Annotated in this window: 21 protein-coding genes and 1 tRNA gene (1 of these 22 cut by a window edge); 12 read left to right on the top strand and 10 right to left on the bottom strand. The window is 53.2% G+C overall.

Annotation, left to right across the window (positions count from 1 at the left end; translation table 11 throughout):
- The first annotated feature begins 21 nt into the window (after positions 1–21).
- The 4 genes from tldD (at position 22) to DS739_RS12535 (ending at position 4494) form a co-directional block, all read left to right on the top strand.
- On the top strand, positions 22–1479 hold the full coding sequence (gene tldD / locus DS739_RS12550) for a metalloprotease TldD (RefSeq protein WP_035353069.1): 1458 nt from the start codon (positions 22–24) through the stop codon (positions 1477–1479).
- A gap of 119 nt (positions 1480–1598) precedes the next feature.
- Positions 1599–2867, top strand: a complete 1269-nt coding sequence (gene tyrS / locus DS739_RS12545; protein WP_006115601.1) for a tyrosine--tRNA ligase — start codon at positions 1599–1601, stop codon at positions 2865–2867.
- A gap of 21 nt (positions 2868–2888) precedes the next feature.
- Positions 2889–3278 (top strand): hypothetical protein, encoded by a 390-nt coding sequence (locus DS739_RS12540; RefSeq protein WP_081461414.1) that lies wholly within the window; start codon positions 2889–2891, stop codon positions 3276–3278.
- Positions 3279–3402: 124 nt separating this feature from the next.
- Positions 3403–4494, top strand: coding sequence for a glycosyltransferase family 4 protein (locus tag DS739_RS12535; protein ID WP_035353075.1), 1092 nt, complete (start codon positions 3403–3405; stop codon positions 4492–4494).
- Positions 4495–4588: 94 nt separating this feature from the next.
- On the opposite strand, the gene DS739_RS12530 is transcribed toward DS739_RS12535, so the two are convergent.
- From DS739_RS12530 to DS739_RS14345, 8 genes are all read right to left on the bottom strand, one after another.
- Positions 4589–4663, bottom strand: a tRNA-Thr gene (locus tag DS739_RS12530).
- Between the two features lie 71 nt (positions 4664–4734).
- Complete coding sequence (gene dksA / locus DS739_RS12525; RefSeq protein ID WP_003626519.1) at positions 4735–5148, bottom strand: RNA polymerase-binding protein DksA; 414 nt, start codon at positions 5146–5148, stop codon at positions 4735–4737.
- A 215-nt stretch (positions 5149–5363) separates the two neighbouring features.
- On the bottom strand, positions 5364–6638 hold the full coding sequence (locus DS739_RS12520; RefSeq protein WP_035353078.1) for an O-antigen ligase: 1275 nt from the start codon (positions 6636–6638) through the stop codon (positions 5364–5366).
- A 61-nt stretch (positions 6639–6699) separates the two neighbouring features.
- Positions 6700–7266, bottom strand: a complete 567-nt coding sequence (gene ssb, locus DS739_RS12515) for a single-stranded DNA-binding protein (protein WP_006115597.1) — start codon at positions 7264–7266, stop codon at positions 6700–6702.
- 77 nt (positions 7267–7343) lie between these two features.
- Positions 7344–7928 carry a 16S rRNA (guanine(966)-N(2))-methyltransferase RsmD gene (gene rsmD / locus DS739_RS12510; RefSeq protein ID WP_006115596.1) on the bottom strand — a complete coding sequence of 195 codons (585 nt, stop codon included), beginning with the start codon at positions 7926–7928 and terminating at the stop codon, positions 7344–7346.
- On the bottom strand, positions 7928–8704 hold the full coding sequence (locus tag DS739_RS12505; RefSeq protein ID WP_006115595.1) for a pseudouridine synthase: 777 nt from the start codon (positions 8702–8704) through the stop codon (positions 7928–7930). The genes rsmD and DS739_RS12505 overlap by 1 nt, the downstream gene beginning before the upstream one ends.
- The gene (locus tag DS739_RS12500) at positions 8701–9432 is read right to left on the bottom strand and encodes a gamma-glutamyl-gamma-aminobutyrate hydrolase family protein (protein ID WP_006115594.1); all 732 of its coding nucleotides are present in this window, start codon (positions 9430–9432) and stop codon (positions 8701–8703) included. The genes DS739_RS12505 and DS739_RS12500 overlap by 4 nt, the downstream gene beginning before the upstream one ends.
- A gap of 123 nt (positions 9433–9555) precedes the next feature.
- Complete coding sequence (locus DS739_RS14345; RefSeq protein WP_003626506.1) at positions 9556–9708, bottom strand: hypothetical protein; 153 nt, start codon at positions 9706–9708, stop codon at positions 9556–9558.
- A gap of 216 nt (positions 9709–9924) precedes the next feature.
- Here DS739_RS14345 and DS739_RS12495 point away from each other — a divergent pair, with 216 nt between their 5' ends.
- A complete protein-coding gene (locus tag DS739_RS12495) occupies positions 9925–10380 on the top strand; it encodes a nucleoside deaminase (RefSeq protein ID WP_006115593.1) in 456 nt (151 codons plus the stop codon).
- A 176-nt stretch (positions 10381–10556) separates the two neighbouring features.
- Positions 10557–12125 (top strand): Do family serine endopeptidase, encoded by a 1569-nt coding sequence (locus DS739_RS12490; protein ID WP_035353081.1) that lies wholly within the window; start codon positions 10557–10559, stop codon positions 12123–12125.
- Between the two features lie 68 nt (positions 12126–12193).
- Here DS739_RS12490 and DS739_RS12485 read toward each other — a convergent pair whose 3' ends face one another.
- Positions 12194–13006 carry a Crp/Fnr family transcriptional regulator gene (locus tag DS739_RS12485; RefSeq protein ID WP_006115589.1) on the bottom strand — a complete coding sequence of 271 codons (813 nt, stop codon included), beginning with the start codon at positions 13004–13006 and terminating at the stop codon, positions 12194–12196.
- A gap of 277 nt (positions 13007–13283) precedes the next feature.
- Here DS739_RS12485 and DS739_RS12480 point away from each other — a divergent pair, with 277 nt between their 5' ends.
- The 6 genes from DS739_RS12480 (at position 13284) to DS739_RS12455 (ending at position 19816) form a co-directional block, all read left to right on the top strand.
- Positions 13284–14117 carry an OmpW family protein gene (locus DS739_RS12480; RefSeq protein WP_035353084.1) on the top strand — a complete coding sequence of 278 codons (834 nt, stop codon included), beginning with the start codon at positions 13284–13286 and terminating at the stop codon, positions 14115–14117.
- Between the two features lie 8 nt (positions 14118–14125).
- On the top strand, positions 14126–15511 hold the full coding sequence (gene hemN / locus DS739_RS12475) for an oxygen-independent coproporphyrinogen III oxidase (protein ID WP_006115587.1): 1386 nt from the start codon (positions 14126–14128) through the stop codon (positions 15509–15511).
- 135 nt (positions 15512–15646) lie between these two features.
- A complete protein-coding gene (locus tag DS739_RS12470; protein ID WP_035353087.1) occupies positions 15647–16324 on the top strand; it encodes a 2OG-Fe(II) oxygenase in 678 nt (225 codons plus the stop codon).
- A gap of 112 nt (positions 16325–16436) precedes the next feature.
- Entirely contained in the window at positions 16437–18074 is a 1638-nt protein-coding gene (locus DS739_RS12465) for an electron transfer flavoprotein-ubiquinone oxidoreductase (protein WP_006115585.1), read from the top strand.
- Between the two features lie 63 nt (positions 18075–18137).
- The gene (locus DS739_RS12460) at positions 18138–18887 is read left to right on the top strand and encodes an electron transfer flavoprotein subunit beta/FixA family protein (protein ID WP_006115584.1); all 750 of its coding nucleotides are present in this window, start codon (positions 18138–18140) and stop codon (positions 18885–18887) included.
- Positions 18888–18889: 2 nt separating this feature from the next.
- On the top strand, positions 18890–19816 hold the full coding sequence (locus DS739_RS12455) for an FAD-binding protein (RefSeq protein ID WP_035353089.1): 927 nt from the start codon (positions 18890–18892) through the stop codon (positions 19814–19816).
- Between the two features lie 77 nt (positions 19817–19893).
- Here the strand turns inward: DS739_RS12455 and DS739_RS12450 are convergent, their stop codons facing one another.
- Positions 19894–20222, bottom strand: the 3' portion of a protein-coding gene (locus DS739_RS12450) for a TetR/AcrR family transcriptional regulator (protein WP_006115582.1). It continues 313 nt past the right edge of the window; 329 of the gene's 642 nt are visible here — the last part of the coding sequence; its start codon lies off the right edge, out of view — the gene reads right to left on this strand; the stop codon is at positions 19894–19896.

The following is a 20222-nucleotide window of genomic DNA, read 5'->3' as shown; positions in this document are numbered from 1 at the left end:
CTTCCTGAAGGGTTGTCGTGCATGTCTTCTTCCTCTCAGCATCCGGGTGCTCTCGCCGTTACGGACCAGCTGTTTTTTCATCGCCCAGATGCACAACTGCATAAAGATGATGCGGAAAAGCTGACAAAAACGGCATTGGCCGGAATGGAGGATGGTGAACTTTTTCTGGAATACAGAGAAAGTGAAGGCATTGCATTGGACGATGGTGTTATCCGTTCGGCATCCTTTAATACCAGCAGCGGATTCGGTCTGCGCGCTGTATTGGGGGAAGAAACGGGTTTTGCCCATTCGGATGAACTCAGCCGGTCTTCCTTATTGCGTGCTGTAGATGCTGTAAGCGCCGTGCGTGCCGGACGCTCAGGCCAGATGGCATCACCGCCACGGGCCACCAACCAGCGGCTTTACACAGACGCCAACCCGCTGGGTGATAGCGATTTTGCAACGCGTTCTGGCCTGCTTTCAAAAATAGATGCCTATGCGCGGGGCAAAGATAACCGTGTGGTGCAGGTTATGGCCTCCCTTTCGGGGGAATGGCAGGCTGTGCAGATCATGCGGGCCGATGGCACGCGTGCGGCAGATTTGCGCCCCTTGGTGCGGCTGAATGTATCTGTTGTGGTGGAACATGATGGTAAGCGTGAAAGCGGAAGTTACGGGCTAGGTGGCCGGTATGAGATCAACCGCTTGCTGAATGAAGAAACATGGCAGGGCGCTGTGGATGAAGCGTTGCGGCAAGCATTGGTTGCATTAGAAGCACAACCCGCACCAGCAGGTGCCATGGAGGTTGTGTTAGGCGCAGGTTGGCCCGGCATTTTGCTGCATGAGGCCGTTGGCCACGGGTTGGAGGGGGATTTCAACCGCAAAGGCACATCCGTATTTGCTGGGCGCATCGGTAAGCGTGTGGCTTCCCCCGGCGTTACGGTTGTGGACGATGGATCTCTACCCGACCGGCGCGGCAGCCTGACTATTGATGATGAAGGCACGCCCACAGGCCGCACCGTGTTGATTGAAGACGGTATTTTGCAGGGGTACCTGCAGGACAGGCTGAATGCACGCTTGATGGGCATGGCGCCTACAGGAAATGGGCGTCGCCAGTCATACGCGCATATGCCTTTGCCGCGCATGACCAACACCATCATGCAGCCCGGGTCTTCTACAACGGAGGAAATGATCTCCTCCGTAAAGCGTGGCCTGTACGCGGTGCACTTTGGGGGTGGGCAGGTGGATATCACCTCTGGCAAGTTTGTGTTTGCCGCATCTGAAGCTTATCTGATTGAAAATGGCCGTGTAACGGCGCCTGTAAAAGGTGCTACCCTGATTGGAAGCGGGGCGGAGGCCATGACGCAGGTTTCCATGATTGGCGGTAATCTGGAGCTAGACCCCGGTATCGGCACCTGCGGTAAAGCCGGGCAAGGCGTGCCGGTTGGGGTGGGCCAGCCTGCCCTTAAAATGACTGGCCTAACCGTAGGCGGCACAGCTTAAGGCTTTTTTCAGCCAAATGCTTTTGGGCTGAGTGTTTCTGTTCTCTGCTCTCTCATGCTAGAGCGTCTGTCTGCTGGTTCTGCCCTGCAGACAGGGGCCGGAGAGAAGGGACAGGATAAATGGTCGAGAACGGGTTTAAGAGTTCTTTCATGCGGGAGGCCGCTGCACGCGGCTTTATTTTCCAGTGCACGGATGCCGATGCGCTGGATGCGCTGATGGCAGAAAAATCCGTGGCGGCCTATATCGGGTTTGATCCTACGGCAGATAGCCTGCACGTTGGCAGCCTTATCCAGATTATGATGTTACGGCTGTTGCAAAAACACGGCCACCGGCCAATAGCGCTGGTGGGTGGCGGCACAGCCCGTATTGGTGATCCATCCTTCCGGGAAGAAGCCCGGAGGTTGATGACGGAAGATATCATTCAGACCAATCTGGCCGGTATAGAAGGTTGCTTGCGCCAGTTCCTCACCTTTGGCTCTGGTGCATCAGAAGCAGTGCTTGTGAACAATGCAGATTGGCTGGACAAGCTGGCCTATATTGACCTGCTGCGTGATGTGGGGGTGCATTTTTCCATCAATCGCATGCTGGCGTTTGATTCCGTAAAAAATCGCCTTGAGCGCGAGCAGGGGCTGACATTTCTGGAATTCAACTATTCCATTCTTCAGTCTTACGATTTCCGTGAATTGAACCGCCGCATGGATGTCGTGTTGCAGCTTGGCGGGTCAGATCAATGGGGCAACATTATTTCTGGTGTGGAACTGGTGCGTCGCACAGACCAGAAGAGCGTTATGGGGCTAACTACACCACTGCTTACAACGGCATCTGGTGCCAAAATGGGCAAGACAGCCAACGGTGCCGTGTGGCTTTCTGAAAAACGTTTACCAGTGTTTGATTACTGGCAGTTCTGGCGCAACACGGAAGATGCAGATGTAGGCCGTTTTCTGCGGCTGTTTACCGAACTACCGCTTGAAGAATGTGCACGTCTGGAAGCCCTCCAAGGCGCGGAAATTAACGAAGCCAAGAAAGTTCTGGCAACAGAAGCAACGGCTCTATGTCATGGGCGCAATGCGGCCTTGGCTGCGGCAGAAGCTGCCCGCCAGACGTTTGAAGAAGGCCGCGTAGCTGCGGCAGATCTGCCGGTGCATGAAGTGGCAGAGGCCGATATGGCCGCAGGCATTCCAGTTTTTCGCCTGTTTGCAGAAGCAGGGTTGGTTAAAACAAATGGGGAAGCTCGGCGTTTGGTACGAGGTGGCGGGGCGCGCCTTAATAATGATGTGATACAAGATGAAAATAGGCTGATTACACAGCAGGATATGGTGGATGGAGCCATCAAACTTTCTGCTGGTAAAAAACATCATGTTCTGGTGAAGGTTGGGGGTTCAGCCTGATAGACCGATAAGGAGGCTACCGTGAAAAAACTGGCGTTAAAACTGTCTGCTTTGGGGCTGTTGTGCAGCCTAAGCGCATGCGGTGGCCCCTATTATGGTGATGGCGGCCTGTATTATCCATACGGGTATTCAGGCTATGGCCCCGTATATGATGATTATTATGGTTATGGCCGTTGGGGCGGTGGTGGCCGAGGCCCGCGGCCTCGCCCAGGTTTTGGCCCCGGTGGCCGACCCGGTGGGCATGGTGGCCCCGGTGGCTTTGGCCCTGGCCCACGCCCAGGCGGTGGTGGTGGTCGCCCACCAGGTGGTGGCCCTGGCGGCCCCGGAGGCGGCGGTCGTCCCGGTGGTGGTGGTCCGGGTGGTCATGGCGGTCCCGGTGGCGGTGGTGGCCCTGGTGGTGGTCACAGATAATCTTGCCAAGGCAGCATTTTTCAAAGTTTGAAGGTGCTGCCTTTTTACTGGAAACAATTTTTTGCTTACCTAATCAGTTCTGAACAGATGGGTTTTAGTGTTTCTCTGCGCAGGAGCTGATGGCGTGCTGTACCCTAAAAAAATTGCCTACGTTATTAACTCGCTAGAAGGTGGTGGCACGGGCGCTATGGTGCCTTCCATTACGGGTTTTTTTCGTGCGCGTGGGTGTGATGTTGGCGTTTTTGTGCTGACCCCACGGGATAAACGGGCAGAGCCAGCGCTCCAAGCTGCGGGGCTGGATATACACATTAGAGAAGGTGGAGAAAGCGATCACCTCCAAGCATATTTATGGCTACGCCGTAAACTGGCTGCGTGGCAGCCCACCCAGATTTGGACGTCTTTAACACGCTCTACTTTGATCGGGCAGCAAGTTGGGCGCAGCTTGCGCGCGCCGGTTATCAGTTGGCAACACAATGCGTTTTTGAAACCGGGAAATATTCGTCTTTTACGGGCAGCCAAATCGCTTTCAAAATTATGGGTATGTGATTCGGAATGCGTGGCAGATATTACGCGCGCACGCCTCAAACTGTCGGCAAATAAAGTTATGTCTTGGCCGGTTTTTCAAGCTTCGCCGGATATTCAGCCAGCACAGCCTTGGACGCAGGGAGAGGTGATTCGTGCAGGCTCACTTGGGCGGCTGCATGTTGCCAAAGGTTACGATATTCTCTGCGCAGCCCTTAAGCGCCTTCAGGCCTATACATCCTTGCCTGCGTTTGAAGTGACAGTTGCAGGAGAAGGGCAGGAGCGGGCTCATCTTGAGCAGATGGCAAAAGAATTAAAGCTCACGAATATTCGTTTTTCAGGCTTTGCATCTTCATCGCAGGATTTTCTATACACCCAGCATCTTTATCTTCAGCCATCTCGGCGCGAAGGATTCTGTATCGCCATGCATGAGGCCATGCAGGCAGGCTTGCCTGTTATTGGCAGTGATGTGGGGGAGATGGATCGGTCTATTGTAGAAAATGTAACCGGGTGGAAGGTGCCGCCAGAAAACCCGATTATGTTGGCCGATACATTGGCAACAGTTCTTGCGCAGCCAGGGCAGCTTGCTGAGGTTGGTCAGAACGCAAGGCAATTTGTGCTGGAAAAGTTCAGTAAAGAGAAGTTTTTTGAAAATGGAGATGCCATTTTCCGGCATCTGGCAAGGCAGATTTAAGGTGGTAAGGGCAGCCACCTTAAAGGCAAACAACTTCCTGTTTTACACAACGCAGCACAGAAACAGCGATTCTTATAAAATATAAGGGAGAGACTGGTGCTGCTGGACAGGATTGAACTGTCGACCTCTCCCTTACCAAGGGAGTGCTCTACCACTGAGCTACAGCAGCTTAGTCTGCGGGCGTTCTAGCTGTTCGCGCGGAACGCCGCAAGACCAGATACGGTAAAAAAGACGAAAAAATTAATCGTCGCGGTGGGTTTTTTCCATGCGCTCGTGCTGCTCCTGCGCTTCAATGGAAAGTGTGGCAATGGGGCGTGCCTCCAGCCGTTTCAGGCCAATGGGCTCACCCGTTTCTTCACAGTAACCATATGTGCCGTTTTCAACTCGCTGCAAAGCAAGGTTGATCTTGCCAATCAGCTTGCGGGCACGGTCTCGCGTACGCAGTTCCAGTGCACGGTCTGTTTCCACACTGGCACGGTCAGTAATATCAGCTTCATGGATGCCGCCTTCAGAAAGGCTGGCAAGCGTATCTCCTGCTTCTTTAAGAAGGTCGGCGCGCCATTTAAGCAATTTCTGCCGGAAGTACTCCGTCTGAAGGGGATTCATGAACTCTTCATCTTCAGAGGGGCGATAATCTGGCGGTAAGGTAATCATGTCTGTCGTCAGCCTTTGCAATGACAGGCAGCCTGCCTTGAAAGAATGACGCGGCTTATAGCGGCATCCCGCTCACCCGCCAACAATTTTATGGGGCTAAAACGCAGAAAAGCGACAAAGGATAAAGTAAGAGTAAGAAAAGACTGCATTTAAAATGAGTAATGAAAAAATATTTTAAGAAAGTTCCCGTTTTTATAAACGCTTTCTTAACAAAATTATGCACGTTTTTGTGAGCTTGATGCTGCTATAAGCCAACCAACAAACATAAAAATCCATCCCGCAGTGGGGAAAGAAAAAACAGCGCTGGTTGAAGTAATGGGCCATAACAGAATGCAACAGGCTATAAAGAGCATGGCTTGCTGCGGATGGTGTTCTACATCCAGCGCTCGCCAGCCAATGCGCACCCATTGAAAAGCCAAACCTATAAATGCCACAAGGCCCGGTAAACCAGCCGTTGTGGCAACTTGCAGATAATAGTTGTGCGGGTGAATATTACAGCCCCGATCCGTATCATTTGTAAGCGTTTCTATACCTAGAAAAGACAAGGCATGTGTTTGGATAGGGACGTGGCAGAAATTCCTAAAGCCATCCATACCCAGCCCCGTCCAAGGGTGTTGGGCAACCATAGCAATGGCGGAACGGAAAAGCTTGCCGTAGTCGCTTTGGGCAAAATGATGCAACTGATCAGAAAATTTTAGGACAAGTTTGGCGTAAACAGGCGGAGAGATGACAGGCAAGCAGGTAATCAATCCACCAGCGCACGCAAGAATGAGGCCAAAGGGCAGGCGAAAGCGGGGAAAGATAAATGCCGTAAGAGACAGCCCAAAAAAGAGCAGCACACAGCTCATACGTTGGCCGATCAGCACCATGGTTGTAACGCCCAGCAACAGAAGCGCACAGCCAAGAACCCAGTATTTCAGCTTATTTTGGCGTAACAGGCGTAAAACGCTTGGCATAATGCCGGGAAAAAACAGCATCAGCAGCGTAAACCCCGCGCGGGGTTTTGTGAATGGCCCTGTCAGGCTGCCATCACCCCAGCGCGGCATTCCCATCAGGTTTGTGCCGGTTAGATACTGTTGCCAGCATTGGCTTATCAGCCACAAAGCGGCCAGTAAGCAGATTCGTTCCAGCCACATGCGTTGTGCTTTAGTGGCAAGAAGCCAGCATTGTAGTGCCACGCAAAACAGAAAAAGCCGAGGCAGGCAAAGCGCCTGCACCCATTCCCCCGTAATGCCAACACGCATGGAAGAAAGCAGGCATAATCCGCAAAATAATGCGGCCAGTTTAAGCCACGGTTGTTTAATCCATTGCCAGTCCTGCAACAGGACACTGTGCAACAGAAACAGCCCCCCGATGATAGAAGCAAACGTGTCCGAAAGGGCGCGGCTATAGAATAGAAAAAATGGGAAGATACTCAGACACACCAAACCTGCTGCTGTGAGATATCCAGCCAGCTTAATACGGAATGGGGAAGAAACAGCAGGAAGCATGTCTGGAATGGATAAGGCTGGCCATAAGATAGTGCAGCCAGCCTTCAATCAGTTGGGTTGATTAGAACGGGATTTCGTCATCAAGATCCCCGTTGCCGCCAGATGCATCCCAGCCGCCGGAGTTATTGCCGCCGCTGCGCTGCGCTGGCGGCTGGCGTGGTGCGGATGATGGCGCGCCATAAGCACTACCGCTGCCCCCACTGTTGTAGCCACCGTAGCTGCTGCCGCTTCCACCGCTAAAGCCACCGCCGCCTTCGCTTTCACCTTCGCCACTATTGCGGCTATCCAGCAGCACCAGCTCACCACGGAAGCGGTCAATAATCACTTCCGTTGTATAGCGTTCCTGACCACCCTGATCTGTCCATTTTCTGGTTTGCAGGGAGCCTTCCAGATAAACCTTGCGGCCTTTGCGCAGGAAACGCTCGGCCACATCTGCCAGCCGTTCATTAAAAATGACTACGCGATGCCATTCTGTGCGTTCACGCCGTTCACCAGATGCGCGGTCATTCCATGTGTCGCTGGTGGCCAGAGAGAAGGAAACAATCTTTGCACCGCTCTGGCTGGAGCGCACTTCGGGGTCTTTGCCCAGATTGCCGACCAGAATAACCTTGTTAACGCTGCCAGCCATGAATGCCGTTACCTTCTATTTGCGTAAAATCCATTTTCGTTCTGCCTGTGTAGCGCACTGGCCGAACAGGTGAAAGCTTAAAGCCGCCAGATAGAAAATCGGGCTGCGCCATGTTGGCGTTCTGCTAGAAAAACAGGTGTGCTTGCCGTTTCTAACGCTTCTTCTTGGGTGGAAAAAGGTACAGCTTCCTCACGCCCTGTTTCAATAACCGCAATGGCGTCTGGAGCAATCCAGCCTTTGCTTTGTAGGGCTTTGAGGGCGCGCTCAGGCAGCTTCTGGTGATAGGGGGGATCTAGAAACACCAATCTAGCCGAGGCCGTGCAGGCCGGTGGGGAGATGACATCCCGCGCAATCACGGTGCAGCTATCTTCCCATTTGCAGGCTTGAATATTGGCCCGTAACGCGGCTAGGGCCGGGTGACTGGTTTCGAAAAAAGTCGCATGGCTTGCACCGCGAGAAAGCGCTTCCAGCCCTAATGCGCCTGTACCAGCAAATGCGTCCAGCACATGCGCACCTGAGAGAAGTGTAGGCCCACCCCAAGGTGCATGTAGCAGCATATCAAACAAGGCCTGCCGTACACGGTCTGCCGTGGGGCGTGTGGTCTGCCCTGTGGGGGCTGTTAGTAGCCGCCCTTTACGGCTGCCAGCAATAATCCGAACCATTAATCTGCCTGTTTTGCAGGTGCGCGCTGGGTGGTTGGGGTCTTTTCTGTTGCTTTGGGGAGCTGATCACGCAGCACGCGGGGAGAAACTTCTTCCAGTTCACGGCGCAGCAAAGTGCCAAGCTGAAAAGGCCCATAACTGGTGCGTATCAGGCGGCTGACGTGCAGGTTCATGCCCGCCATTACCTTACGGATTTCACGGTTTTTCCCTTCCTTGAGGGAAACTGTCAGCCACGCATTGTCACCCTTGCGCGAATCCAGAACAGCATGGATAGGGCCGTAACGTACACCATCAAACACGCTGCCTTGGGCAAGGCTTGCCAAGCGTTCTTCATCCACCACGCCAAAGACGCGCACTCGGTAGCGGCGTAGCCAGCCGTTGGAGGGAAGTTCCAGCCTGCGGGCTAGCTCGCCATCATTGGTGAGCAGCAGCAGTCCTTCACTGTTCAGATCAAGGCGTCCAACGCTGATAACGCGTGGCATACCCTCTGGCAGGGAGGCAAAAACCGTAGGCCGACCTTCCGGGTCTTTGTGCGTTGTCACCAAGCCATCTGGCTTATGGTAACGCCACAAACGGGTGCGTTCCGGGGCTGAAACGGGTTCTCCATCAACCTGCACAATATCGCCATTTGTTACAAAGGTGGCAGGGTGTGTTACTGGCTGGCCATTCAGGCGGATGCGGTTTTCCTCTATCATGCGCTCCGCATCACGGCGGCTGGCAACGCCACTGCGGGCCAGCCATTTTGCTATGCGTTCCCCTCGGGTTTCCTGCGTCACGCTGAATCTCCTGCTGCCTGTATGAAGGCTTTGAAAAGTGCTTTGTCTGCGGGGTCTATGCCAAATTCCGGGTGCCATTGCACCCCAAGGCAGAAAGAATGTGTGGGATCTTCAATCCCCTCAATAATATCATCTTCTGCTACAGCGTTAATAATGCATCTTCCCGGTGTTTTGACAGCCTGATGGTGGGAGGAATTAACGCCAATACGTGCGGGGTTGTGCGTAATACGGGCCAATAAGGTATCCGGCGTGACCGTTACACTGTGGCTTGCTTCATCCCGTGGGTTTGGCTGTTCGTGCGGAAGGGCTGTGGGGCATTCTTCTGGAATGTGCTGGATCAGGCTGCCGCCAAGGGCCACGGCTATAAGTTGCATGCCACCACATATACCCAAAACCGGCATATCACGCTGTAAGGCCTCAGCCAGATAAGCAGCCTCAGCCTGCGTGCGGCGAGGGCGCAGGCTTACGGTGGGGTGCACATGCGTTTCCCCATATAAAGAGGGATCAATATCAAATGCGCCACCCGTTATAATCAATCCGTCCAGCAGGTGCATGTAATCGGCACAAAGCTGCGGAAACAAAGGCAACGCAACAGGCAGCCCGCCTGCGGTGGAAACGGCAGACATATAATTTTCCCGCATGGCATACCATTTGAAGCGGGAATAACAGCCTTCACCGCCATCTTCCAAATCAAGCGTAATACCAATAACGGGACGTTTTTCTATCATATGCCACTATCCTGAAAGAACGGAGGAGGAAGAGAGGCAATACCGTTCTTTCAGGGGTATGTAGCAAAGTACTGGCGCGGGAAACAAAAACCCGTGCGGTCAATCCGTTTCTGGCTTGCCTTGTTAGCGAGATAGAAAGGAAGGAATACTGATAGGAAGCGTTTTGGTGGCGGTGGGGGGCGGCGCCAAGGTTGCCGGTTCGTAATTGACACCGTCTGCAATGGCGAGACCAAATCCAATGGCCGCAGCAGCCAGAATGAAAGACAGGCTATGCATGTTTCTGACCCTCCTCAATCGGGTTTGGTATGCTTGAAAAACAACCCCAAAGGCACCCTCACGCTCTGTTACAGAACAGATTAAGGCTCCTTTAAGGCAGGATGACAAAAAAGCATGCACGATTGCAAGAAGAATCTGGATATTTTCTAGTAGATAAAAGCGAAAAAAACCTGAACGTTTCGGATGGTAGAGAGTAACATTTCGTGAGCATACGGCATGACTAAACAAAACGGCATGGAGCTGGCGTTGTGGCAGGCGCATCTTGCTGCTGCAAACGGAGAAGTGCCGGTGGGGGCCGTGCTGTTAGATAGCGCCGGAAACGTGTTGGCGCAGGCAGGTAACCGCGTTGAAGAGCTGCATGATCCATCAGCTCATGCTGAAATGTTGGTCATGCGCGAAGCCGTGCAACAGCGGCAGGGGCAAAAGCTGGCAGACTGCACCTTATTTGTCTCGCTTGAACCATGCCCTATGTGCGCGGCGGCTATGGCGCATTTTCGGCTGGGGAGGGTGGTGTTTGGCGCGTATGACCCCAAAGGCGGTGGCGTAGAGCACGGTGCACGCTTGCCGCATCGCCCCGAAACCTTACATCGTATGGAAGTTATAGGCGGCGTAAGGGAGCAGGAATCGGCGGAAATGCTGAAAACTTTTTTCCAGACATTACGCTGCCGATAACATCTTGTGAAATTATCAAAGAGACAGCTTTTTTTTCTTGGTTAAGAAACCATGTTAGCGTTGTAGGCGTAAGGCACTGTAAACTCTGGGCAATCTGTGGTGGCTGCCAGAGAGGGGTGTTTGGACCGTCCGGGAATTGTCCTGTCGGGATAAAACAAGGAACAGTCGAAGTCGTGATGTCGGGAAAATCTGTGACAAAAGTTTGGGCGCGGAACAGACGCCGTAATTGGCTCTCAGCCCTTCTGGCAAGCTGTGTATTGGTAACGGCCGCCGCTCCCTGGTGCAGCACGCCAGCACGCGCAGAAGCTGATAGTGTTATTAAGCCGAACACCCCCACTTCTCAGCGTATTCCGGATTTTGTCAGTCTGGTTAAGCAGGTTAAGCCGGCCGTGGTGTCTATTACATCCATGATCCGGGCAGATGCCGTGGAAGGGGATGGCGGCGGTATGGGCGGCATGCCTTTCCCGTTCCCGTTTCCTTTCCAGATGATGCCGCAGCCTTCTCATCAGACGATTGAGGCCAGAGGCTCCGGCTTTGTGATTTCAGCCGATGGTTACGTGGTGACCAACAACCATGTGGTCAAAGGCGCCACCAAGGTTACGGTAACATTGGATGATGGCACAACGCTGCCTGCCAAGGTGGTAGGGCGTGATGGCAAAACCGATCTGGCGCTGTTGAAGGTGACAACGTCTGAAAAACTACCCTTTATTGAACTGGGGGAATCAGATGATGTGCAGCCCGGTGAATGGGTGATTGCCGTTGGCAATCCGTATGGGCTGGGTGGCACTGTTACGGCTGGTATTGTTTCTGCCCGTGGCCGAGATATTAACGAAGGCCCGTACGATAACTTCATTCAGGTTGATGCGCCCATTAATCGTGGGAATTCCGGCGGCCCGCTGTTTACGCAGGACGGTAAGGTTGTTGGGGTGAATACCGCCATTCTCTCACCTTCTGGCGGGGGGTCTATTGGCATCGGGTTTGCGATTCCATCGGATACCGTGCGCAATGTGGTCGAGCAGCTTCGCAAAACGGGGCATGTGGTACGCGGCTATCTGGGCGTAAATGCACAGGTTATTTCTCCTGTTATGGCGCGCGCCCTTGGTTTGCCAGCTCCCTCCACACCGGGGGCACCGCCAGTTGGTGCGCTGGTTGCAAGCGTAAGCCCCGGTAGTCCGGCTGAAAAAGTTGGCCTGAAATCGGAAGATGTGATTACCGATTTTAATGGGCAGAAAGTCAGCAACCCACATGATCTGGCTGTGCGCGTGGCGTCTATGGCACCGGGTAAGCAGGCTACAATCGGTTATCTACGTGGCGGTAAAGCCCAGACAGCTACCGTTACAATCGGAGATCTGAAAACTGCTTCCAGTGATGGCAGCAGCGGCAGCAATACGGATGTTGCACGTGGCCAGCGGCTTGGTATTGCCTTGGCTCCTCTTTCTCGCGATGTGCGCCAGCAGTTGGGGCTTTCGGCAGATGTGCGCGGCGTTGTTGTGAGTGACGTTGATCCTGGTTCCCCGGCAGATCAGGCGGGTATTCGGCCAGGAGATGTCATTCAGGCAATTGGCAGTCAGGCTGTGGATTCCCCGCGGGCGGCGGTGGCCAGCGTGAAGGCCGCACTGGCGTCTAAAAAGCCTGTGTTGTTGCGGGTTATGCGCGATAATCAGTCTCTGTTTATCGCGATCTCTCCAGATGGCAGTAATAATGCCCCGTCATCTGATGATGGCGGTGATGACGACGATAACTAAAAAATTGAGGTTATCCGAATCGTTGGAAAGGCTGGTTCAGAAATGGGCCAGCCTTTTTCTTTTATGCGCTAAATGGATTTAAGGCCGTAAGCGATGTCTTGCAGATTGGGCAGGGAAAGAATGCGGATGCAGTGATTTTCTGTGCCCGAAATAATTTTATCACGGCGGAGGGCGCTGATGGTGCGGCTTACCGTTTCAATTGTCAGTCCCAGATAGTCTGCAATATCCACACGTGTCATGGGCACAGAAGCTGTGGTTTCTGCATCGGGATCATGCGGATAGGTGCGGTGATATTGTTTGATCCGGTCTAGAAGAAAGCTGGCAACTTTTTCTTTGGCGGTTTTGCGCCCTAACAGCAGCATCTGTTCCTGTGCATCAGCCAATTCATGCGTGACAGCCGAGAGGAGATGACGGGCAAATCCTGGGTATTCGGCCAATAAATTTTCTATCTGCGCATGTGTGCAGCGGCACAATAATACAGTGCTTACGGTTTCTGCCCCAAAAGAATAGGTGCGTGAGTTACTAAGGCCAACAAACTGGCCTGCATCTGCAAATCCGGTAATCTGGCGGCGTCCATCTGGTAGAGATTTAAACAGTTTAACTGTGCCGCTAATAACATTGAAAAAAGCAGATGCCGGTGTGCCTTCTTCAATAACTGCCGTGCCCGGAGGCAAGGAAATCTGACGTGTGGCGTGTGCCAAAACCGCCACATCCTGATCTTCTATGCTGCTGCACAGGTTATACTCGCGCACCTTGCACATCAAACATCGAGTGGAATCGGTATCTGTGCGTCCGGTGCGTTTGCCAACGGAATGAAGTGCCTGAGCGGAAGGAGAAGGTGGCATGGAAGCAGAATCCGGAAAACCCGGTACCTTCAGCATTATGGCGAACGTGCTGGACCGGAAAGAAAAGGAATATGTGGCGTAACTATTATGTCCTTGTTGATATAAATCAATAATGCGCAGTTGTCTGGGGTGGATTGGTTACAATTTGCCCTAGCTATAGGCCTTAAAATGCGCTGTGGTTAAAATGACACAGTATTGTCGCATATGGGGCGGAGATGTCTGGGATTTGATCTAAATCAAGGCTGGAAGAATGCGCGCATGATTTTTCCCGCTTCAGATATTGTTCTCTAGCGCAGTGGAAAGACACACAGGCATGGTCAAGTTCCGTTCCCTTTTTACGGCAGTGGTGGCTGGCGTTGCCGCTCTGGCCGGTACCGCCAAAGCTCAGACAACAGCTCCTAACGCTGCATATGTGAATGCACCGGTCATGCAGCGCATTCCCGATGCACCAAAGCCGGGTGCGGGGCATTGTGGCCTGTTTGAAACCTGCGCCAGCACAAAAATCGGTCTTGGCCGTGGGGACTTCATGATCCGTTTGTCCGGTGTGGGCGTTCTGCCGCAGGATCGTGATAGCAAGGCTTGGCTGACAGCTCCTGGCCTTGGTCTGAACCATCTGCCATTGAACAACACGCATCTTTCCACCACCAATCAGGCCATGCCGGAACTGACGGTGGAATACTTCATCACAGACAACCTGTCTGTTGATCTGATTGCCACCAGCACCCGTCATGAAGTGGCTGCGCTGGGTAGCGATGTGCCTTCTCTGGGTGGCCCCCGCAAGCTGGATGTTGGTAGCGCATGGGTTCTGCCCCCAACGGTAACATTCGCTTGGCATTTCCGTCCGCATAAGCGCTTCAACCCATATGTGGGTGTGGGTGCAACGGCTATGTGGTTCCACAACATGAACGGTAACCGTGGTTCTGCTCTGGGTCTGACCAAGCTGAACGCTGGCTTCACCGGTGGCCCGTCTGTTAACGTTGGTTTCGATTACCAGATCGTGGGCAACTGGTTCTTCAACGCAGATGTTAAACAGATGTTTGTGCGTATGCATGCTTGGGTTGAAAACCCGGCAGAAAGCTTGAAGGTGAAAGCACACGAATCTCTGGATCCGACAGTGGTTTCCGCTGGTATCGCTTACCGGTTCTAAGGCACATTATGGGCGCGGTATCCGTATCTGATCTGATTTCCCGCTACGGTGGGAATCTGCCGCGCTACACAAGTTACCCGACCGCAGCCAGCTTTACGGAAGCGGTCGGCCCCCAACAGGTTGCAGGTTGGTTGAAAGCACTGCCTGAGAATGAACCTGTCTCCCTCTATTTTCATGTTCCTTTTTGCGATGAACTCTGCCGGTTTTGTGGGTGCAACACATCCGTTATGCGGCATGAGGATGGGCGCTTAGCTTACGGTGATCTTCTGCGTGAGGAAATGCGCCGTATTGTGGCCCTTGTGGGGGAACAACGCACAGTAAAGCATGTGCAGTTTGGTGGCGGCACGCCTACCACTTTGCCTCCGCATGCTTTGCGGCAGATTATACGCTCTATCCGAACATTTTTTCAGTTTGATCCACAAGCCGAATTGGCGATGGAGCTTGATCCTCGGCATGTGCCGCAGGATTATCCTGCGTTGCTAGGTGATTTGGGTTTTACCCGTATTAGCCTCGGCGTGCAGGATCTGGAACCTCGGGTGCAAGAAGCGTGTGGTCGTCATCAGTCTTTTGAGCAGACGCAAGCAAGTATTCAGGCAGCGCGTGCCGCTGGTGTGTCTGGCGTGAATATTGATCTGATTTACGGCTTACCTTACCAGACAGTAGAAAGCGTGGGCGCAACGGCGCTTAAAATTGCCTCCTTACGGCCAGATCGGCTGGCGGTATTTGGGTATGCGCATGTGCCGTGGAAGCAAAAGCGGCAGCGCCTGATCCCGGAAGCCTCCTTGCCGAAGTCTGATGAAAGACTGGCGCAGCGGGCGGAAATAGATCGGGTTTTGCAGGCACAGGGCTACCAACCCATAGGGTTAGATCATTACGCTCTACCGGAAGATGGTTTGGCCAAAGCAGCCAAAGCTGGGGCGCTACATCGTAACTTTCAGGGTTATACAACAGATTCCTGCCCTGTTCTGTTAGGGATGGGGGCTTCGGCCATTTCCATGTTGCCTGCCGGGTTTGCCCAGAACATTACAAGTGTGGCCGCTTATGCGCGGGCAATGGCTGAAAATTCCGATTCTCTCCCGGTAGTGCGTGGCGTTGCTTTTACGGAAGATGACAAACTACGCGGGGCCATTATTGAACGCATTATGTGCGATATGGCTGTTGACCTTGCCGCTGTAGGGCAGGGGTACGATTTTTCTGAAGAACTTGCACAGCTTCGTCCATTTGAGCAGGATGAGTTGGTGAAGATTGATGGCCAGAACATCAGTGTTACTGCGTTTGGCCGGCCTTTTGTAAGGCATGTGGCTGCTGTGTTTGATACGCGGCGGCGTGCTTTGCAGCAGCAGGCACAGGCAACAGGGCAAGGTGCTGCACCACAGTTTTCTGCTGCCCTTTAAGTAGAACCAAGCCTTGATTGTGCCAGTATTTTGGCGCAAGGAAGGAAAGCTTCCCATGAAAGGGAGCTATGCAAGACAGCCATAGCGCTGCCTTTATCCAGCCGATATTCTGTGACAGCTGAAGGATCGGACGCCATGAGTCCTGATGCCACTGCTCCCGATCAGAGCGGGACATTCTCTCTGCCAAATTTGCTGGCGCAAACGCCAGTGGCTTCTCACCCTTTTCCACATTGGATGTTGGCAAATGTGCTGGAGCCAGATGCCTGCAAGGCATTATTGGCATGGGATCCAGGCGAGTCGGCTATTGCAGGGGATGTGGGCGGTCGGCGTGAAACACGGAACAAGTCTCGCGTGTTTGTTGATCCTGCGGTTCGTCAGCAAGATGAGCGCTTAAACCGTATGGCGCATTTGCTGGATAGTGGTGCCATGCGGCATGCGTTTGAACGTGTCTGTAATGTAAAATTGGATACAGCAGCGCTGCGTCTGGAATTGTGTCTGGATTCGGATGGCTTCTGGTTAGAGCCACATACGGATATTGGGGCTAAAAAACTTACCCTGCTTATCTCTCTTTCCACTGGGGAAGGGGCCGATGAACTGGGGACAGATTTGATGACTCCAGATGGCAAATCAGTTGCACGTGCTTCTGGGGCATTTAATTCGGCCGTGCTTTTTATTCCGTCTGACAAAACATGGCACGGTTTTGTAAAGCGGCCCATTAAAGGTACGCGTCGCACATTGATTGTTAATTTTGTTGATCAGAACTGGCGGGCAGTGCACGAACTGGCGTTTGGGCCGCGCTCTGTTCAGCACTAATTTTTCTGACATGGCTGTTTCTGGCAGAACGGGCCTGCGTGCCCGTTTTTGCAATTCTGCGCCAAATCGGGTTTAGGGAAGCAGCATATCTTTAAACGGGGATGAAACGGGAATGAGCGAGCCTGTGCGGGAATCGATGGAATTTGATGTCGTTATTGTTGGGGGCGGCCCGGCTGGGTTGGCTGCTGCAATTCGCCTACGCCAGCTTTCTCCAGATCTGAGCGTCTGCCTGATTGAAAAAGGCAGCGAGATCGGGGCGCATATTGTTTCCGGGGCCGTTATTGAACCCCGCGCACTGGCAGAACTCATTCCTGATTGGAAGGAACGTGGTGCGCCGCTGAACACGCCGGTAACATCGGAAGATATGTTGTATCTGACCGAAACGGGCAGCCTGCGCGTGCCCCTGCTGGATAAAGTCATGCCGCACATGGCCAACCACGGCAATTATATTGTCAGCCTTGGGGAAGTCTGCCGCTGGTTAGCCACGCAGGCAGAAGAACTGGGCGTGGAAATCTATCCAGGTTTTGCCGGTGCCGATGTAATTATCGAGCGTAACCGCGTGGTTGGCGTTGTAACGGGAGACATGGGTGTAACCAAAGAAGGCACGCCCGGCCCCAATTACCAGCCCGGTATGGAACTGCGTGCCCGTTACACCTTGTTTGCAGAAGGGTGCCGAGGCTCTTTGACCAAGCAGGTGATGGGGCATTACGATTTGCGCAAGGATGTGGACCCACAAACATACGGCCTTGGCATTAAGGAAGTGTGGGAAATTCCGGCGGAAAAACATCGCCCCGGTTTGGTGCAGCATAGCTTTGGCTGGCCGTTGGATGACAGCACTTATGGTGGTGCATGGTTGTACCACTTTGGCGAAAATCTGGTGTCCTATGGTTTTGTGGTTGGGCTGGATTACGCCAATACGTGGCTTTCTCCTTTTGAAGAAATGCAACGGATCAAGCTGCATCCGGCTTTCCGCCAGCATCTGGAAGGTGGTCGTCGCATCTCTTACGGTGCACGTGCTCTTTCTGAAGGTGGGTTGCAGGCTATCCCGCGCCTAACTTTCCCCGGTGGCGCTCTGATTGGGGATTCTGCTGGCTTCCTGAACGTGCCTAAAATCAAGGGCACCCATACAGCGATGAAGTCCGGCATGCTGGCGGCAGAAGCCGTTGTAGAAGCCATAAAAACCGACCGTGTTGAACCCGGCGCATTTACAGAAAAAGTGCGGCGTTCATGGTTGTGGCCAGAACTACGTTCTGCCCGCAATATTCGTCCGGCTTTTGCGCATTTTGGTGCCAAGGGTGGTGCTGTGTACGCGGCTATTGATGCCATGTTGCTGCGTGGCCGTGCCCCGTGGACACTGCATTTTAAGCATGAAGATAGCGATACCCTTAAGCCTGCTTCTTTGTCTGAAAAGCCGTTCTATCCGAAGCCCGATGGCAAGCTAACGTTTGATCGTCTTTCTTCGGTCTTCTTGTCTGCTACGAATCATGAGGAAGATCAGCCGGTGCATCTGCGCCTGCGCAACCCCAGCCTGTGGAAGCCGGTGAACTGGGATGTTTTCCGTGCGCCGGAAAGCCGTTATTGCCCCGCTGGAGTGTATGAAGTGGCAGACGAAGCCACAAATCCACATTTGCAGATCAATGCCCAGAACTGCGTGCACTGCAAAACGTGTGACATCAAGGACCCCGCCCAGAATATAGATTGGACCACGCCAGAAGGTGGTGGTGGTCCTAATTATCCGGTCGGTATGTGAATTTGGAGTAAAGTACGGTAAGGCTGCGTCCGAACCATCCTGCGTCTGCAAGCGAAAGAAGTCATGAAGATACTTGTACCTGTAAAGCGGGTTGTTGATTACAACATCAAACCGCGTGTGAAGGCAGATGGCAGTGGTGTTGATACCACTGGCGTCAAGATGTCCATGAACCCGTTTGATGAAATCGCGGTGGAAGAAGCTGTGCGCCTGCGTGAAAAAGGCGCTGCTTCTGAAGTTGTTGTGGTTTCTGTTGGTGTTCAGAAAGCGCAGGATACGCTGCGCACTGCCATGGCGATGGGTGCAGACCGCGCCATTCTCGTTCTGTCAGAAGAAAGCCCTGAACCTCTGGCCGTAGCCAAAGTGCTGCGTAAGCTGGTTGAAAAGGAAGAGCCCGGTCTGGTTATTCTGGGCAAGCAGGCCATTGATGATGACATGAACGCCACAGGCCAGATGCTTGCTGGCCTGCTTGGCTGGGGGCAGGGCACATTTGCCAGCAAGGTAGAAATTGCTGATGGCCATGCACGTGTTAGCCGTGAAATTGATGGTGGCACGGAGGAAGTTTCCCTCACGCTTCCCGCTATCATCACGGCCGACCTGCGCCTGAACGAGCCACGCTATGCGTCTTTGCCGAATATCATGAAGGCCAAGAAAAAGCCGCTGGAAACCATTGAAGCCGCTGAGCTGGGTGTGGATATGACACCCCGCCTAAGTGTTGTTTCCGTGGCTGAGCCGCCGGAACGCAAGGCTGGCATCAAGGTTGGTTCCGTTGCGGAACTGGTGGAAAAACTGCGTAACGAAGCAAAGGTGATCTGATCATGACCGCTCTTGTTCTTCTGGATCATGAAGAAGGCCAGATCAGAAAGGCCGCTCTGTCTGCTGTAACGGCAGCTACCCAGTTGGGTGAAGTGCATGTGCTGGTGGCGGGTGATGCCTCCATCGCGCAGGCTGCGGCTGCTGTGCCGGGCGTTGCCAAGGTGCTGCACGCAGCAGATGCACGCTATGCACATGAGCTGGCTGAACCTCTGGCTGCTCTTATTGTTTCTCTGGCAGGTCGGTACGATCATATCGTTGCGGCTGCGGGCGCCACGGGCAAAAACGTGCTGCCACGAGCAGCTGCTCTGCTGGATGTGCAGCCTATTCCAGACGTTGTTCGCATTGTGGATGCAGAAACATTTGTGCGCCCCATTTATGCAGGCAATGCTCTGGCTACGGTTAAATCCTCAGATGCCAAAAAAGTGCTGACAGTACGCAATGCTTCCTTTAATGCAGCCGCATCTACGGGCGGCAATGCTCCGGTGGAGGCTGTGGAAGCAGTGGATGCGCCAGCAGTTTCCAAGTTTGAAGCTGTGCAGCTATCTGATTCTGAACGTCCAGATCTGGAAACAGCCCGTGTGGTGGTGTCCGGTGGGCGCGGAATGCAGAGCGAAGAAAAATTCCATACGCTAGACCCACTGGCAGATGCTCTGGGTGCAGCTATTGGGGCATCTCGCGCTGCTGTGGATTCTGGTTTTGTGCCGAACGAATATCAGGTGGGGCAGACAGGCAAGATTGTTGCGCCTGAACTCTACATGGCCTTCGGTATTTCCGGCGCTATCCAGCATCTTGCTGGCATGAAAGATAGCCGCGTGATTGTGGCGATCAATAAAGACCCAGAAGCTCCCATTTTCCAGGTTGCTGATTATGGAATGGAAGCTGACTTGTTTGAAGTTGTGCCGCAGTTGGTTGAAGAGCTGAAGAAATAAATCTTTGCTCCCAAGCTATTTGCTTAAGCAGCCCCGCATACAATCATGTGTGCGGGGTTTGTTTTTTAGTGGGTATTTTATGTGCCATAAGTGGCCAGAAACATGTTTACAGAGGCATGAATAATTTTCTCTTCGTCCTCAGTCATGTTGTCATAGGGCATGTTGAAGCGCTTTCTATGCGCAATTCGTGTCTGGCAAAGTGAGAAAAACTGCTCTGCAGCAAAAACAGGATCATCTGTTTTTAATGTGCCGCGCTGGGTTTGTTCGCGAATCCAGTTGGACAGAGTTTCAATGGCAATGCGTGGGCCATGAGACCAAAAGATGGTTGCAAGTTGCGGGAAGTGCGGAGCCTCGGAAACAATCATCCTGTAAAGCATCAAGCTTTCAGGCTGCGTAATCAGTTGCA

Origin of the sequence: Acetobacter sp. JWB, from assembly GCF_003323795.1 — a bacterium.
In the GTDB taxonomy this organism is placed as follows: Bacteria; Pseudomonadota; Alphaproteobacteria; order Acetobacterales; family Acetobacteraceae; genus Acetobacter; species Acetobacter oryzifermentans.
This window is presented reverse-complemented; position numbering and strand designations above follow the sequence as displayed.